This window comes from Lepagella muris (assembly GCF_004793975.1).
GTDB classification, from domain to species: Bacteria; Bacteroidota; Bacteroidia; order Bacteroidales; family Muribaculaceae; genus Lepagella; species Lepagella muris.
Genome location: NZ_SRYB01000006.1, coordinates 132,458 through 148,719, shown reverse-complemented (window position 1 = coordinate 148,719; position 16,262 = coordinate 132,458). Strand labels below are relative to the sequence as shown.

The 16,262-nt window shown below is 50.7% G+C and carries 13 protein-coding genes; 3 read left to right on the top strand and 10 right to left on the bottom strand.

Annotated features, from left to right (window positions below):
- The 3 genes from E5331_RS06055 to E5331_RS06045 are packed head-to-tail and all read left to right on the top strand — an operon-like array spanning nucleotide 1 to nucleotide 5,532.
- Entirely contained in the window at nucleotides 1-1,269 is a 1,269-nt protein-coding gene (locus E5331_RS06055; protein WP_135984247.1) for a nucleotide sugar dehydrogenase, read from the top strand.
- Between the two features lie 54 nt (nucleotides 1,270-1,323).
- Entirely contained in the window at nucleotides 1,324-4,056 is a 2,733-nt protein-coding gene (locus tag E5331_RS06050) for a sensor histidine kinase (RefSeq protein ID WP_123483775.1), read from the top strand.
- Between the two features lie 27 nt (nucleotides 4,057-4,083).
- Nucleotides 4,084-5,532 carry a hybrid sensor histidine kinase/response regulator gene (locus E5331_RS06045; RefSeq protein WP_123483774.1) on the top strand — a complete coding sequence of 483 codons (1,449 nt, stop codon included), beginning with the start codon at nucleotides 4,084-4,086 and terminating at the stop codon, nucleotides 5,530-5,532.
- Between the two features lie 189 nt (nucleotides 5,533-5,721).
- Here the strand turns inward: E5331_RS06045 and secG are convergent, their stop codons facing one another.
- The 10 genes from secG to E5331_RS05995 form a co-directional block, all read right to left on the bottom strand.
- Nucleotides 5,722-6,090 (bottom strand): preprotein translocase subunit SecG, encoded by a 369-nt coding sequence (secG, locus tag E5331_RS06040; RefSeq protein ID WP_123483773.1) that lies wholly within the window; start codon nucleotides 6,088-6,090, stop codon nucleotides 5,722-5,724.
- Between the two features lie 59 nt (nucleotides 6,091-6,149).
- A complete protein-coding gene (locus E5331_RS20900; protein WP_123483772.1) occupies nucleotides 6,150-6,734 on the bottom strand; it encodes a hypothetical protein in 585 nt (194 codons plus the stop codon).
- A 21-nt stretch (nucleotides 6,735-6,755) separates the two neighbouring features.
- Complete coding sequence (locus E5331_RS06030) at nucleotides 6,756-7,271, bottom strand: LptE family protein (RefSeq protein WP_123483790.1); 516 nt, start codon at nucleotides 7,269-7,271, stop codon at nucleotides 6,756-6,758.
- A gap of 71 nt (nucleotides 7,272-7,342) precedes the next feature.
- Complete coding sequence (locus tag E5331_RS06025) at nucleotides 7,343-8,566, bottom strand: sigma-54 interaction domain-containing protein (RefSeq protein ID WP_123483771.1); 1,224 nt, start codon at nucleotides 8,564-8,566, stop codon at nucleotides 7,343-7,345.
- A gap of 104 nt (nucleotides 8,567-8,670) precedes the next feature.
- Nucleotides 8,671-9,516 (bottom strand): lysophospholipid acyltransferase family protein, encoded by an 846-nt coding sequence (locus E5331_RS06020; RefSeq protein ID WP_123483770.1) that lies wholly within the window; start codon nucleotides 9,514-9,516, stop codon nucleotides 8,671-8,673.
- 150 nt (nucleotides 9,517-9,666) lie between these two features.
- Nucleotides 9,667-10,713 carry an aldose epimerase family protein gene (locus E5331_RS06015; RefSeq protein WP_123483769.1) on the bottom strand — a complete coding sequence of 349 codons (1,047 nt, stop codon included), beginning with the start codon at nucleotides 10,711-10,713 and terminating at the stop codon, nucleotides 9,667-9,669.
- 1 nt (nucleotide 10,714) lies between these two features.
- Entirely contained in the window at nucleotides 10,715-11,854 is a 1,140-nt protein-coding gene (gene galK / locus E5331_RS06010; protein WP_123483789.1) for a galactokinase, read from the bottom strand.
- Nucleotides 11,855-12,229: 375 nt separating this feature from the next.
- A complete protein-coding gene (locus E5331_RS06005) occupies nucleotides 12,230-13,153 on the bottom strand; it encodes a site-specific tyrosine recombinase (RefSeq protein ID WP_123483788.1) in 924 nt (307 codons plus the stop codon).
- 25 nt (nucleotides 13,154-13,178) lie between these two features.
- Nucleotides 13,179-13,763, bottom strand: coding sequence for a hypothetical protein (locus tag E5331_RS06000; protein WP_123483768.1), 585 nt, complete (start codon nucleotides 13,761-13,763; stop codon nucleotides 13,179-13,181).
- Nucleotides 13,760-16,228, bottom strand: coding sequence for a YfhO family protein (locus tag E5331_RS05995; protein WP_123483787.1), 2,469 nt, complete (start codon nucleotides 16,226-16,228; stop codon nucleotides 13,760-13,762). Before E5331_RS05995 ends, E5331_RS06000 begins: the two co-directional genes overlap by 4 nt.
- Between the last annotated feature and the right edge of the window lie 34 nt (nucleotides 16,229-16,262).

The window sequence follows — 16,262 nt, the reverse complement described above, 5'->3', positions numbered from 1 at the left end:
ATGAACCATAGGAGTTGCAGCGAGATAATAGGGATACTTGGATTGGGATATGTAGGACTTCCGTTGGCATGTCTCTTCGCCTCAAAGTATGAGGTGAGGGGCTATGACTTGAAGAAGCGTAGGGTCAGCGAGATTAACCGCTATTATGACTCCACGCGTGAGGTGACGTATCATGAGCTTGAGGATGCATTTTCAAGGCGACTCACGTGCAGCACAGATGTGGAGACGTTGCGTGGCTGTTCGTTCTACATAGTGGCGGTGCCGACTCCTGTCGACAGCAACCATAATCCTGACCTGTCGTATCTTGAGGCGGCGTCACAGACGGTGGGAAGCGTCATAAAACGTGGTGACGTGGTGGTGTTTGAGAGCACTGTCTATCCCGGCACCACGGAGGATTTCTGTATCCCTATCATCGAGAGAGTGTCGGGGCTGGTCTGCAACCTTGATTTCACCGCCGGCTATTCACCGGAACGTATCAATCCGGGCGACCGAGAGCATACCGTGCGCAATATCTGCAAGATAGTTTCCGGCTCCACGCCGGAGGCGGCGGAGCGTATCAACAGGGTGTATTCCTCCGTGCTGACCGGGGGAACGCATCTGGCATCCTCGATAAAAGTGGCGGAGGCGGCAAAGATAATAGAGAATACACAACGTGACGTAAATATCGCGTTTATTAATGAAGTGACGAAGGTGCTCAATTCTCTCAACATAAATACCGACAGAGTGCTGGAGGCTGCATCCACAAAATGGAATTTCCTTAAATTCCATCCCGGACTTGTGGGGGGACACTGCATCAGTGTCGATCCTTATTATCTTATCCGTCAGGCTGAACGCCACGGAGAGCATCCGCATCTGATGAAGGAGGCGCGGAGAATCAACGAGTCGATGGGATTCTATCTGGCGGAAAATGTGGTGAAGACAATAAGGGAGCGTGGTAAGGAGCCATCGGAGATGCGGATTCTTGTGCTGGGATTCTCTTTTAAGGCTAATTGTCCGGATATAAGAAATACAAAGGTGTATGACACAATCATGAGGCTTCTGGAATATACTCCCCACGTGATTGCCTACGATCCGGTTGTCAACATAGACACAGTAAGGCATGAATATGGAGACGTGCCGGTGTCGACCGATTTCAAGGAGATTGTCGCGGCAGGGTCTTTTGACGTGGTGGTGAGATGCGTGAATCATTCCTGCTTCTCTCGTCTTGACCTGAGATCAGTGACGCGTCGGGGGTTTATTGAGCAGGCTATTGTCAATCCTGATTTATGATCCTTAATCCCGACTTATGAATATAAAGAATGAATAACAAGAAAGAATAACCCTATGTCGGCATACCGTTATTTCACTCCTTTCTTCTTTAAGGTAATTCTGATTCTCACGTTGTTGCCGATGTTCGGCAGTGCTATGGCTCAGGAAGAGAGGCGTCTCGTGATTCTCAACGCCTATAATGAAGGGGCACCCTGGGCACAGGATATCATCACCCCGATAATGCAGGAGATATCCCGGCGCGAGAATTTCCGTGCTGCGGAGGTGGTGCATCTCAACAGCACGCTCATCCATAATGCCACGGACTACAACAATATGTCGGACGGAGTGTTCCACCGTTATTCCGATGCGCATCCCGACTACGTGGTGCTGGTGGGTAATTTCGCGTTTACACTCCGGGACAGGATTGTCAGGGAATGGGGCGACGTGCCTATGCTTCTTATCTCCCAATCTGACCTCTATGGACCGCAGGATTTCTACTATACGGATACCGACAGTATTGATGATTCGGTGGCATATCCTCTTCTTCCACTTGAGACGTTGAGAAATGACTATAACTTCACTATTGTGATGGTTCCTAACCTGTATGAACAGACCATCGACATGATGGCGTATATGTTTCCGGAAATGAACAAGCTTGTGTTTATCGCGGATGCCCTATATATCAACCGCTATCTGAGCGGATGCATACGTAAGTATCTTGGAGAGCGTTATCCTTCGCTTGAATATGAATGGCTTGTCGGAAATCAGGCGAATGGGGAGAAGCTTCAGAGGTATCTTAATGATGCCGACTACAACACCGGGCTGTTGCTCTCCACATGGTTTTTCGAGAGGATGACGGTGCACGGCTATCCGCAGCTGATAGCCGGCGAGGCACGCACGATTTCCGGTGTGCATCGTCCGGTATTCGGACTTAGGGAACCATATTTCCGTTATGGCATAACAGGTGGTTATTTCCCGTCGCCGGATATGCTCCATGCGTATATCCAGAAGGGGCTTCATGACCTTATCTCCGACAAGGATATGAGGAAGGTGCCGTTTCTTTACGTGGATAAGGCTTTCCCGATGATTGACTATGAGCAGCTCACCCGCGACGGAATCTCGGTCGATGCTTGCCCTCCGGGCACTGTTTTTCTTAACCGTCCGAAGACTGCCTGGGAGCTATATCGCGTGCATATTATTGCGATAATGGTGATTCTGATTGCAGTGATCACGGTGGCGGTCATCATAGCTCTTTTCCAACGACGTAAGATTGCATTCCTGAGTGCCCATAACCGTCTTGTCAACAATATGCCGATAGGCTATACGCAGGCGACGGTGGTATACGGGGGAGAGGGTATAATCGACAGGCTGGAATATCATGGAGGTAATGAGACATTTTGCCGTCTGGTGAAGGGGAAGGATTTGCCGATAGATAGTGATGAGCATTTTGAGGATGATTTCCTGCCGCGCCTGTCAGAGTCGTTGCGTGGTGGGGAGCGTGACATGGTTTTCCCATATCATTTCACGGTGCCCGACACTTACTATGAGTTTATAATGTATGTGGACGAGGCTGAGTCGAGGAATCCGGTGAGAGAGATAAATATCTTTGTAGTCGACACGACAGCCAAGAGCCGGACTGACCGTCAGCTCAGAGAGCTTGTGCGCAAACTTGATATGACGCTTGACGTGGCTCGTATCATCCCGTGGCGATGGGATCTTAAGAAGCATGAGATAGCGTGCGAGATACAGCGCGTGGCGAAGCATGATGGATTTGAAAAGGGGATGCCTTCACGCCAGGATTTGAAAGTGATGCATGAGGACGTATATTTCTCAATGATTCATCCGGAGGATCTGGAGAGGGTGGTGGATACCCATCATCAGCTCACGGTTGGCACCATCCGGACAGCAAGTCTGGAATATCGGCTTCTATATGGCAAGGGTGGCGAGGAGACGGAGGAGTGGATAGAGGTGAGCGCGATGGTGACGGAATATGATGAGGATAATATGCCGTCGGTGCTCATAGGCTCGATGCTCGTGATAACGGAGCGTAAGCGGCAGGAGGCGATGCTTATAGATGCACGTGAGCGTGCGCTTGAATCGGATAAGCTGAAGATGGCGTTCCTTGCAAACATGAGCCATGAGATCCGCACTCCGCTAAATGCAATAGTGGGATTCTCAAACCTTCTCTGTAGAACTGATGATGCGGAGAAGAGGGAGCGGTTTGTCAATATAATAGAGACCAACAATCAGCTTCTGCTTAAATTGATAGGTGATGTGCTTGACGTGGCTAAGGTGGAGTCGAACACTCTTGATTTCAACATACGTCCCACGGATCTTAACCAACTTTTGATTAAGGTGGACGATATGATGAAACTGAAAATTCCTGCGGGAGTCGTGCTTAACCACGTGTTTGATGCGCCTCAGGCAGTGATAGAGACGGATTCCAACCGCCTTAGCCAGGTGCTTATAAACTTACTGAACAATGCTGTGAAGTTCACTCCGAAAGGTTGCATCACGTTTGGATATGAATTGCGTGAGGATAATGTGTATTTCTATGTGCGCGACACCGGAATCGGCATCCCGGAGGAGGATCTCGACAAGGTGTTCACCCGATTCACCAAGCTGAATAATTTTGTGCAGGGCAACGGACTCGGATTGTCGATAAGCAAGAGCATCGTGGAGAAACTTGGTGGAGAGATTGGAGTGGAATCGGCAGGACGCGGGAAAGGGACTCTATTCTGGTTTACGCTACCTGTAAAGCCAATGATTTCCGGACGGCATTTGGGTGGAGGATGTGATTTAAATTGAAAAGAATAACTTAAAAAATATATAACTATGTCGTTAAATCTTGAAACAATCTTGCAAGGTGTCAAGGCAGATGTAGTAGTTTTAGACCGTAGACGTCAGATAGTCTACCGCAACCATCCGGTTGACGGCGATGCGATTCTGACGGCTGCTGTCCTGGCTGCTGTCGACATGACATTTAGTCAGAAAAAAGGCTTTGAGGCTTTGGAAGCAAGTGCGGCTGTTGCTGATGGCGACAGCGGCGTTACAGATATTATGGTGTCGGGCGAATATGTCGAGATGCCGGATGGCGAATACGTGGTGCTGACATTGGAGAATCCCACGCGTCTGCAAAAGGAGAAGATGGCTCTCTCGGAGGCTCTTGAGAAAGCGAAGAGTGAGGCGGCTATGAAGATGTCGTATCTTGCGAATATGAGCCATGAGATCCGCACTCCGGTAAACGCCATATCCGGATTCTCACGCCTGATTTCGCAGAGTGCCGACAAGCAGCAGCAGGCTGCCTATGCGGAGATTATCGATAATAATACAAAGATGCTTCTGCAGCTTATCGATGATGTGCTTGACATTGCCAAGATGGAGGAGGGGAGACTCCAATTCCGTAAAAAGGTGGTTGAACTAAATGAGTTGATGCGCTCCGTGGAGAGCACCGTGAGGATGAGGGTGCAGTCTCATACGGTGCTCAACTACGTGCTCGGGGCTGCGGAATGCAAGATAGAGACTGACCCCGGGAGACTGTCGCAGGTGCTGATAAATCTTCTGACGAATGCCTGCAAGTTCACTCCGCGCGGAAGCATCACGTTTGGGTATGAGGTGAGGGAGCAGTCGGTATATTTCTTTGTAAAGGATACCGGATATGGAATCTCGCCGGAGAAGCAGGCATTGCTGTTCAAGCGTTTTTCCAAACAGAATGATGTCTCTCCGGGCACCGGACTCGGACTATCGATATGTAAGAATATTATCGACACGTTCAACGGAGAAATTGGTGTCGAGTCTGCCGGAGAGGGTCGCGGCTCGTTGTTCTGGTTCACTCTCCCGGTCACTCCGATAGAAACAGAGGCGCTGGAGCCGGTTTCTGTGGATAAAATCCTGTCGCCCTCACAGACTGCATCGGATAAGAACGACAACCGCCCACTACTTCTTATCGCGGAGGATAATGAAAGTAATTATCTTCTCTTCCAGATGATTCTTGAGAAAGATTATCGTCTCGCACATGCATGGAATGGCAGGGAGGTAGTGGATATGTTTCCGAAGACGAATCCTGATCTCATACTGATGGATATCAATATGCCTTTTATGGATGGATATGAGGCTACGCGCCATATACGGCAGCGTTCTACTACCGTTCCCATCATAGCGGTGACGGCTTATGCTTTCTCTTCAGATAAGGCGCGTATCATGGAGAATGGCTTCAACAGCTACGTTTCCAAGCCCATCAATACTGACCGTTTGCTCGGCGAGATAAAGCGTTGTATCGGCTGATACCTTCTTACCCCACCTTCACTTCCTGTCTGTTTACAAAATCTATTCTTTCTAAGTGGGGGTGGGGTCCGGAGGTGGCTGAATCAGTGATTACAAATTAAGGTGATAAAATAAAAGAGCCGGTTCTTTTGAAGAATCGGCTCTAAGTCTATTGTCGCGTTATCAGATTTTTTTATTCATCTGCAGTTTTTAGTTTCCGGCTGGAGTTTCGGAAGCAGCGGGTGTTGCATCCTGAGTTTCGGAAGCAGCTTCCTGAGGCGCGGGGGTGTTGGAGGGAGCGGCAGCGGGCGCGGATGTTGCAGCGGGCGCGGGTGCCATGCTTGATACGTTGACCGGAGTCTTGATGGCGAATGATGCGCAGATGCTCACCACGCAGATGAAGATTGCAAGCGACCAGGTTGCTTTTTCAATGAAGTCGGTGGTCTTGCGATAACCGAGATACTGGTTGCCTTGAGAATAGTCGGAAGCGAGTCCGCCCCCTTTTGATTTCTGAATAAGCACCGCGCCGATCAGCAGAAGGCATGCGAGCACGATGAGAATGCTGAGAAAGATATACATTTTTTTGTTGTGTTGTTATTGCTTTCGGCTGTTAAGTAATCTTTTTACGATTACTGAAATCAGCTTCCGCAGTTGTTTTTTTTCGTTTGATTGAGAATAAGTTTTTTCAGAAAACGTATTTGGTCTGCAAAGTAAATACTTTTTTCCGGATTATTCAAACTTATACGCATAATAATTTCCAAGGCGGTTTGATAATCACGTTTTTTTATGTATTCGTTGGCAGATGCGAGGTTCTCGGGTGGGGTGTCGGTGGGGACGTTAAGGTCATTAAGGTCATTATTGACATTATTGACATTATTGACATTATTGACGCTATTGGCGTTATTGTCATCGAATTGCTTGTCGGTATAGTCGGTGCCGATCTCTTCGGCGGCTTTCGATACGGGTGCGTCCTGACGTCCGAACCGGGAGAGGAATGTGTCGATGGTGTCTGACGTGGAGGGTGTGGATGCTTTCATGTCGGGGTAGAATCTTGCAAATTCTTCCGAATCGAGCCCGAGCATCAGACGTAATGCCGGTATGTCGCCTACGTTTGCGGCTATTTTCCGGATTATCCGTTCTCTCTCCTCGGGGGATAGACCGGATTCCGGATTCCGGAGGGCAATTACGTCAGGGTATATGAAATAGGGATATTTGTCGGTCATATCAGAGGGGATGAGAGGGTGTCACCAGTTGCCGAGAGTGGCGTTAAAGATGAGGTCTACAAGCTCGTCGCAAATTTCGTTGCAGAGGTCGTCCTGCACGTCGGTGAGCATCAGGGAGCTTGAGAATTGCCGGTAGGCGGAGAAGGATTGATCGATATCGTTTGCGGGGTTCTTTGTGTCGGTGTATTTCACTCTCACGGTTATCGTGAGCCGGGTCTCGGTGGCATATGCGTCGGTGCCTACCGATTGCGGTGAGAGCGAATAGCCTGTGATCTCTCCGGTCATCTCAAGGTCGGAATTGCCGTCAACTTCCTGTAGGCGGGTCTGGCGTGTCACGGTGTCAAGGAGCTTGTTCTCAAACACCTGCTGGAGTGGCGGATATACGAGAGCGGCACGTATCGGAAATTCGGATATGTCGATAGTCTTGTAGACGTCGTAGTTGATTGCGGAGCCGTTGAATTTATACGACGGCACGCATCCGGCGAGAGGCAGGCATGCCATGATGATGCATACGTTTGCGATTAATCCGTGCAACATCCGGTTGCGGAGTGTCATATCTGGCTGCCTGCGACGGATCGCTTTGGCGATGTGTGGGAGAAATTTAAAAATCATTGTTCGTCGTTATCTGATTCTGAGCCTTCTGTGAGGTCAAGTCCAAATTCATGTATCTTGCGGTATAATGTGCGTTGGGATATGTTCAGCTGTTGTGCGGCGAGTTTCTTGTTGCCGTTGTTTCGTCGTAGAGCGGAGGCTATCGCGTCTTTCTCGGAATCCTCAAGTGTGGGGGTTGCCTCCACGTCTTCGATTGTAGGTTCGTCGGTCGACTCATAGCTTACGGCGGCATCAGGATGATATTTTATGAGAGACTGTGCCGCAGAGTAGGTTGAGGTCATTCCCGGATTCTCCTTGCCATCTATTTTCGCACGGAGTTCGGCTATATCGTTGCGCATGGCATACACGAGCTGCCACAGCATCTCGCGTTCGGTCTCATAGCTTACGTCGTGAGGTTTTGCTACGAGCGATGATGCGCCGGAGTAGTCGAGCGGCAAGGTCTCGATGAATATGCGCCGGGTAATCTCATTTCCGGCTTCGAATAGGGCGAGCTGCTCCACGATATTCTTCAGCTGCCTGACGTTGCCGGGCCAGCGGTATAGGGTCATGGCACGCCTTGCGTCTTCGGAGAATGTTATCGGGGCAGTGAGATATTTCTCGGAGAAATCGGCTGCAAATTTACGGGCAAGCAGAGGAATGTCTTCCCCACGGTCGTGAAGCGAGGGGACGTTGATCACTACTGTCGACAGACGGTAGTAGAGATCTTCGCGGAATCTCCCTTTCTCCACGGCTTTCAGTAGGTTGACGTTGGTCGCAGCCACTATGCGTATGTCGGTCTTCTGCACGACGGATGAACCCACTTTAAGAAATTCTCCGGTCTCCAGCACCCTCAGCAATCGCGCTTGTGTAGTCATGGGTAGCTCCGCGACCTCATCAAGGAAGATAGTGCCTCCATCAGCCTCTTCAAAATAGCCTTTTCGTGCGCTTATCGCACCCGTGAAAGACCCTTTCTCATGCCCGAAAAGCTCACTGTCAATGGTGCCTTCCGGAATCGCACCACAGTTGACCGCGATATATTTCTTATGCTTCCTTGCTCCGAATGCATGAATTATCTTAGGGAAGAACTCCTTTCCGCTGCCGCTTTCTCCTGTGACGAGTACCGACAGGTCAATAGGCGCCACTTTCACTGCTCTTTCGATGGCGGCGATGAGTGCGGGGGAATTTCCTATTATGGAAAATCGTTGCTTGGCTTTCAATACGTTGTCTGAAATCTTATCCATAATCCCTGGTTTGGAATTTAAAATTTAGAATTTAAAATTTAGAGTTTAGAATTAGAGGACTTTCCATACCCCTTAAATTTCAATTTTAAACTTTCAATTTTAAATTATTTTATCGATCTCAATTTGTAGGTCTGCTCGCGAAGGAATGTCCCGAGCTCCTCTACCGACTTGTATCTGTTCTGCTCCTCTACGGATATGGGGTTGCCGATACTGACGTGCACTTCCGATCCTCTCTTCCGGAAAATCTCTTTAGGGAGGCGCAGGGTGCGCAGACGCCAGTCGATCATACCGAGAATGTTGAAGAATATTGAGTTGTGTCCGTGGAAGAATATTGGGATGACGGGCACTTGTAGCTGTTTGATAAGGCGGATGATAGTGGGCTGCCAAGGGAGGTCTTCGATGCGTAGCGACTTGTTGAGCTTGGAGATGGCTCCGGCGGGGAAGAACCCGAGGGGATGCCCGTCTTTGACGTGCTTCATGGCAAGACGGATGCCTTGCATGGTGATCTTTTTCTTTTCCGGATCATCGCTTTTGAGAGGGTCTACGGCAATGAAATTGGGACGCATCGCCTGTATGTTGTTCAGAATAAGGTTGACCATCACCTTGTAGTCCTCACGGAATCCTCCGACGATATGGAGTAGCAGGATACCGTCATAGCTTCCGAAGGGGTGATTGCTGACAGTTATGAATGGTCCGTCCTTGAATCCGGCGAGGGTCTGGAGGTTGTCAATTCGAAGTTGGAATTTAAACTCCTCGTTGATAAGCCGATGGGCGAACTCAATTCCCGGAGTGTCGCAATAGTCTCTATGAATGCGGTTCACTTCATCAATGCCGATGAAGTGAAGCACATTGTCCACGAGCTTTTGGTGTCCGTCAAGGGCGGGCACCATCTTGCGTATGTCGTCGTATGTGAGAACGTCGGGACGTATCTCCTGAGTATTATTATCCATACTACAAAATTACAAAAAAATCGCGAACCATGAAAATAAACCACGGAGAACACAAAGAACACGGTGATTTTAAGCAATACAACTTAAATCTCACCGTGTTCAGAGGGTTATGAGATTTGCCTTTTATTGAAGGTTAGGCAGATTTAATTATCAGCAGGCGGAGAAGGCGAAGCGGATGGTCTGACGGTAGGTCTCACCGGGGCGGAGTGTCTGTGAGGGGAATTGAGGGTTGTTGGGAGCGTCAGGGAAGCCCTGCATCTCTATTGCAACGCCGTCATAGTCCTCATAGCTTTTGCCTGAACGGTTGAGCGGGCTTCCGGCAAGCCAGTTGCCGGTGTAGACCTGCACGCCGGGCTGAGTGGAGCCTACGCGCAACACGCGTCCGGAATTTGCAGCCTTCAGCACAACTACCTCTCCAAGCATCTTGCCGGGTTCCCAGCCATCGTTCACCCAGCAGTTGTCGTATCCCTTGCCATATTTCAGGGCAGCGAAATCAGCCTCTATATCCTTGCCGATTCTCTTCTCCTTACGGAAATCCATCGGAGTGCCCTCCACCGGGGCGAGTTCGCCTGTCGGGATGAGGGTGTCGTCGGTGGGTAGCCATTTCGATGCGTTGATTTTCATTGTGTGGTCAAGCACAGAGCCGGTATCGGCACCGTCAAGGTTGAAGTAGGCATGGTTCGTCAGGTTGACAACAGTGGGAGCGTCAGTAGTGGCTGACATGTCGAGAGTGAGCACGTTGTCCTCACTCCAACGGTATTCTGCCACGGCAACGAGATTACCGGGATAGTTCTCCTCACCATCGGCTGCACGATACGTGAATCTTACGCCATTGGGCAATTCCTCAGCTTCCCAGATACGGTTCATGAAACCTTCCGGACCGCCGTGGAGTGCATTTGGACCATTGTTGATAGCAAGCTGATATACCTTGCCGTCGATTTCAAGATGACCCTTGGCGATGCGGTTTGCATATCGCCCAGGAATCTTGCCGAGACACGGTCCGTCGGCTATGTAGTCGGCGGGATTAGCGTATGAGAGCGCGACGTTCTCAATCTTACCATCCTTGTCGGGCACAGATACGCTCACGATGCCGGCTCCGAGAGAGGATAGCTCCACACTTGCGCCGGAGGCGTTCTCGATACGGAAGATGGTGATCTCTCCGAGTGGTGACGGGGATGTCGTTTTTGTGATCTTCATATCAGGCTTTTTTCACGAGACGAGCACCGTCGGATATAACAACGTCATAGATCATAGGCTCGTGACCATATTTCTCATTGAAACGGCTGCATACCTCTGCCACGAATTTGTCGTGAAGCGCATTGGGAAGGAGGTTGATTGTGCAACCGCCGAAGCCGCCGCCCATGATACGTGATCCGGTCACTCCCATCTCTTTTGCCACGTCGTTGAGGTAGTCGAGTTCCACGCAGCTCACCTCATAGTCTTTTGAAAGACCTTCGTGAGTCTCATACATCTTCTTGCCTACAGTCTCATAGTCACCGGCAACGAGAGCGTCGCACACTGCAAGTACGCGCTCTTTCTCCTCGATGACGAATTTTGCGCGGAAGTAGTCTTCAGCAGAGATGTCGCCCTTGATGGCGTTGAGCATATCCATGTCGGCGTCGCGGAGAGTCTCAATTCCGAGGCGTTTTGCCACGCGCTCGCAAGACTCACGGCGTTTGTTGTAGGGGGAATCCTTAAGCTCATGTTTCACGCGGGAATCAACAAGCACGAGACGATAGCCCTCAGGGTTGAAGGGGTAGTATTCATGCTCGAGCGAACGGCAGTCAAGACGCATGAGGTGTCCTTCCTTACCGAATACGGAAGCGAATTGGTCCATGATGCCGCAGTTTACGCCGCAATAGTTGTGCTCTGTTGACTGACCGATCTTGGCGAGCTCGAATTTGTCGATGCTGTTGCCGTTGAAGAGATCGTTGAGTGCGAATGCGAAGCAGGATTCAAGGGCTGCGGAAGAGCTGAGACCGGCACCGAGGGGCACGTTGCCTGCGAAAACGGCGTCAAATCCTTTTACAGAGCCGCCGCGTTTCTGGATCTCGCGGCAGATGCCGAAGATGTAGCGAGCCCATGACTGAGAGGGTGCGTCCTCCTCTTTAAGACCGAATTCTGCATACTCGTCGATATCGATAGAGAAGACTCTTACTTTCTCCATGTCGTTGGGACGGATCTCTGCCATGATCACTTTGTCGATGGCACCGGGGAATACGAATCCACCGTTGTAGTCGGTATGTTCGCCGATGAGGTTGATACGTCCTGCGGAAGCGTAGATGTTGCCTTCGCCGCCGAAGCGTTCTGAGAAGATCTTCTCGATTTTGTTCTGCATTTCTTCAGTTGTCATGATTATTGATTTTATATGGTTTTTGGGTATTTTTGCTTTTGTGTGGTCATTTCCGGCACTTTATGTTCCCTCGCCCATGGGCTCGGGCACAGAACTCCAGACGTATGTATAACCGATGGCACGGAACTTCAGACGTATTGATAACCGATGGCTCGGAACTTCAGACGCATGGGTAATCTTGCCTGTGGGCTTGTTTTGGCGCCGCTTCGTCTTGAAATGACTTTACAAAAGTAGGGATAAAAAGAGTGCGTTGCAAGAGGGTAATTGGATTTTGACGCAAAAAGACCTATTTTTTATGTATTTTTTGATATTTGTGAGAGGTGGGTGTAAAAATCTGTCCGGCGATTGGTGGAAATGTGTCTACCTGCGGTAGTGGGGATGATGCTCAAGAAGCTCACGCCGTAGCTTCGATCTGTCGAGGTGCAGATATAGTTCGGTGGTGGCGATCGACTCGTGTCCGAGCATCTCCTGTATTGCGCGGAGGTTGGCACCCCCTTCAAGCAGGTGAGTGGCGAATGAGTGGCGCAGTGTGTGTGGACTGACAGTCTTTGTGATGCCCGCCATGGCTGCGAGGTCGCGGATTATGTAGAACACCATCACTCGTGAGAGTGGGGCACCCCGACGGTTGAGGAATATCACGTCCTGACCGGCAGGCTTGATGTTGAGCCTTTCGCGAGTGGGCAGATATTCCTTTATGAGGGATATGGCAGCAGGGGAGAGTGGCACCATTCTCTGCTTGTTGCCCTTGCCCTCGACGATAAGCACCTCTTCACGCAGATTCAGCCGCGATATGCGTGCCGCCACAAGTTCCGACACACGCAGTCCGGAGCCGTAAAGCGTCTCTATTATGGCATGGTTTCGCAGACTCTCATCCTTTTCGGGGGGGATTGCGGCGATCATAGCGTCAATCTCCTGAATGGTAAGTACGTCGGGCAGTTCGCGGCTGAGCCTCGGCAGGTCGATGAGCCGTGAGGGGTCATTTATAACGTAATCCTCCATTATGAGAAACCTGAAGAAAGCTCTCATGCCGGTGATCATACGAGCCTGTGAGCGGGGTGACAATCCTATGTCGTGAAGGGTTGAGAGAAGATTGTGCAGAGTGTCTTCCGAGATTTGAGTGAGAGGGATACCCTGCCCGTTGATATAGTCTATCATGTGGCGGGTATCGACGCAATAAGCCGAAGCCGTGTTGGCGGAGAAACTGCGTTCAAGCAGAAGATATGCTTCAAAATCCTTTAGGAGCGAGTCGGTATCTTTCAACGGACGGCTTCCTTTATTCTCAATGACATTCACGTTGCGATGTTTTTTCTTAAAATTTCATGGAATAGGACACGAGAGCCATATCCCGGCGCGGTATCCCGAGGACTATGCGGGTGCCGGTGAATATGGTGCCGTTTGATATGGAGGAATTCAGTGCATCAGTCATGGCAGGGGAGGGATTGGTCATCATTATGGCGCACCCGTTTTTCAGAAGTGTGGCTATTTCATCAGGCGACACACTCTCCCCGCGTATTACGGCGCAATCCCCCTCTTGTGGGGCACACTCGGATGGGTTGGTGCCGGCGGATATCCTGTCCATCTCCACGCATCCGATTCCGGCACCCTCGGCAGCAGCACGGAACGGTTCCGGGTCGGCAGCGGCAATCAGGAGCCGGCGGCTTCCGAGCGCAACGAGAAGACGCAACAGGAGACGTGCGTCACGACGCACGTCTCTGTCATATCTTTTGCCGGGAGTGAGAATCACTCTGTCGATGAGTTCGTAGCCATAATAGCCATACTTGCCCGGGCGCACCGCCATAGTCACCAGATTATAGGCGAAGGGGGAGTGCACTCCGAAGCCGTGGGAGTGCCGCCAACGCAGATAGGCGTTTGCAAGGAGAGTCAGCGGATTCATTCCTGTTGACTCTCCGGCTCCTTACGGATGTGAGCCATGTGGATACACCATAGGAGGAATGCCACAAGGCATGAGATATAGATTATGACTACCGAAGTGATGGCTATTGCATTGGTCACTTTCAGCGACTTGGGATCAAACGAGAATATGATTTCATGTTCACCGGAGGGTATGCGCAATGCACGCAGCACGTAGTCGGCACGTCCGATGGGCACTTCCTTTCCGTCGATCGTGGCAGTCCATCCCCACGGGAAGAAGATCTCGCTGAAGATAGCCAGATTCTCCTTTGAGGAACGGCTCTTGTAGGTCAGCTTGTTGGGAGCATACGACGTCTCATAGATAGTGTCGCCCGGATTCTTGGGAGTGGCATCGCCGAGAGTTGACTTGAATTTGCTGTCGGCTATGGCACGGGTTCCGGTGTCGAGGGAGTCGAGAGCAGTCATCTCCTCTGTGGGAGTGCCTACGTAGGCTATCCCGTCGACAAACCAGGCGTTGCCGAGCGCACCCGGATTCACTTCATATTGGTCGCCGTTGAGAATGTATTTTGCATTCAGCATGTTCAGCACTCCCGGATTCCCCTTTGAAATCTGGTGGGTGATGAGATCGTTATATCTTGTCAGCTTTGCAGCATGGTAGCCGCCTATAGTCTTATGGAAATAGGATGAACGTGCATCGTTGAATCCGGCAACGTCCATGACGCGGTAGTTGCTTTTGTCGGCGAGGATAGCCCTGTCGGCATCGGTCATCTTGAATGCCGTTTCCATCGGGGCGGGGGTCACGAAGCTTTCGGAGTCAACATAGCGTTTGTCGACGGGGTAGAGGTCGATGAGTGTGGCGGCGGTGAGGCAGCACACGAAGAGAGCCTTGTTGGTGAAGACTTTCTTAAACCAAAGGAACATGAGTCCGCAACCTATTGCGATGAAGATGAGCGAGCGTATTGAGTCGGCTGAAACGAGGCTCAGACGAGTCTCCCGCACGGCATTCCATAGGTTGGCATACTCCGGGGCGGTGAATACGCCCATCTGGGTGAGTTGCTCCACTTCACGCGCACTGAACGGCGAACCGAAGATGGAGGGGGATATCCATCCCAACAGGCAGACAGCTGCGCCGCAACCCATCACGGTGATGAGAGTCCATTTATATTTTGCAATGAAATCGGGCGTGTCGATTATTTTGCGCACGCACATGGCTGCAAGAAGCGGGATTGTAAACTCCACAATCACCAGAATACTTGCCACGGCACGGAATTTGTTGTATCCGGGGAGATAGTCGATAAAGAAGTCGGTGAGCGGACTGAAATTATGTCCCCAAGATAGTAGTATTGCTAATACGGAGGCTGCGAAGAGAGCCCATTTCATGGATCCGTCCACCACGAATAGGGCAAGAATCGCAAGCATCAATATGAAGGCCCCGACGTAGACAGGACCGTTTGTCATGGGCTGGTCGCCGAAATATTGTGGGAACTGTGCCATGAATTGTCTTTCCTGTTGGGATAGGGATAGCTCGTCGGCTTTCTTAGTCTGATCGATGCCGAGGAGCTGGGTCTGCCCTGCCACCGGCTTTATAGTTGCGCCGCCTTTCACGTTGGGAATCAGTAGAGAGAAAGTCTCGTCCAATCCGTAGCTCCACGCTGTGATTGCATCCTTGTCCATGCCGGCAGCCTCGGTCTGTCCGGGTGTGCTGATTTCAGTTGCCTTCCCTCTGACGGTCTCCTTTGCATATTGCAAGGTGTTGTATAGGCTTGCCGAGTTTGCACCTAAGGCGAGGATTCCGGCAAGGAGTGTGCATCCGGTGGCGGCTACCCAATGCTTTATCATCCTTTTCTTGATGGCATTGCATAGCCATGCGATGATCAGGAATAAGATGACGAAGGCAAAATAATATGACATCTGCGGATGATTGCTGTGGAGCTGCAACGCTCCGAACAATGCCGCGAGTGCGGTGCCGGTGATGTACTTCCCACGGTAGCAGAGCATTATACCGCCGATTGTCGGTGGAATATAGGCGAGGGTAGCAAACTTCCATATATGGCCTGCGCCGATTATAATAATGAAATAGGTGGAGAATCCCCAAGCTACGGCTGCGAATAGCGAGGTGTACCATCTGCATCCTAAGCAAAGACACATGATGAAGAAACCGAGCATCATCGTGAAGAGGAGGTTGGCGGGTGCCGGTAGCCATAGGGAGTAGGCCTTCGCCACGAACGATAGCGCACTGTTGGCAGGATATGATGGTGCTATCTGGAAGTTGGGCATGCCGGAGAAGAGGGAGTTTGTCCAGCGAGTGGTCTCTCCGGTCTCCTCATGGAACGCTAATCCTTCCTGTCCGTTGGCTATTCCCTGCATGGTGTCATGCTGCTGGAGCACGTTGCCTTCAATATCGTCAGGGAAGAAAAATAAGAAAGCCACCACCGCCAATAGCAGGGCAGCCAGCAAGGAGTAAATGAATCTGTTTTTCATCATCATCAGCTTAGGGAAATTAATATTGCCGGCCGGCATT

What these genes read in the sequence shown, in the direction of transcription:
- E5331_RS20900 (WP_123483772.1), bottom strand. Translation starts at nt 6,734, where the DNA reads ATGACCGACAAATATCCCTATTTCATATACCCTGACGTAATTGCCCTC.
- E5331_RS05995 (WP_123483787.1), bottom strand. Translation starts at nt 16,228, where the DNA reads ATGATGATGAAAAACAGATTCATTTACTCCTTGCTGGCTGCCCTGCTA.
- E5331_RS06025 (WP_123483771.1), bottom strand. Translation starts at nt 8,566, where the DNA reads ATGGATAAGATTTCAGACAACGTATTGAAAGCCAAGCAACGATTTTCC.
- E5331_RS06030 (WP_123483790.1), bottom strand. Translation starts at nt 7,271, where the DNA reads ATGTTGCACGGATTAATCGCAAACGTATGCATCATCATGGCATGCCTG.
- E5331_RS06045 (WP_123483774.1), top strand. Translation starts at nt 4,084, where the DNA reads ATGTCGTTAAATCTTGAAACAATCTTGCAAGGTGTCAAGGCAGATGTA.
- E5331_RS06055 (WP_135984247.1), top strand. Translation starts at nt 1, where the DNA reads ATGAACCATAGGAGTTGCAGCGAGATAATAGGGATACTTGGATTGGGA.
- E5331_RS06015 (WP_123483769.1), bottom strand. Translation starts at nt 10,713, where the DNA reads ATGAAGATCACAAAAACGACATCCCCGTCACCACTCGGAGAGATCACC.
- E5331_RS06000 (WP_123483768.1), bottom strand. Translation starts at nt 13,763, where the DNA reads ATGAATCCGCTGACTCTCCTTGCAAACGCCTATCTGCGTTGGCGGCAC.
- E5331_RS06050 (WP_123483775.1), top strand. Translation starts at nt 1,324, where the DNA reads ATGTCGGCATACCGTTATTTCACTCCTTTCTTCTTTAAGGTAATTCTG.
- E5331_RS06020 (WP_123483770.1), bottom strand. Translation starts at nt 9,516, where the DNA reads ATGGATAATAATACTCAGGAGATACGTCCCGACGTTCTCACATACGAC.
- galK (WP_123483789.1), bottom strand. Translation starts at nt 11,854, where the DNA reads ATGCAGAACAAAATCGAGAAGATCTTCTCAGAACGCTTCGGCGGCGAA.
- secG (WP_123483773.1), bottom strand. Translation starts at nt 6,090, where the DNA reads ATGTATATCTTTCTCAGCATTCTCATCGTGCTCGCATGCCTTCTGCTG.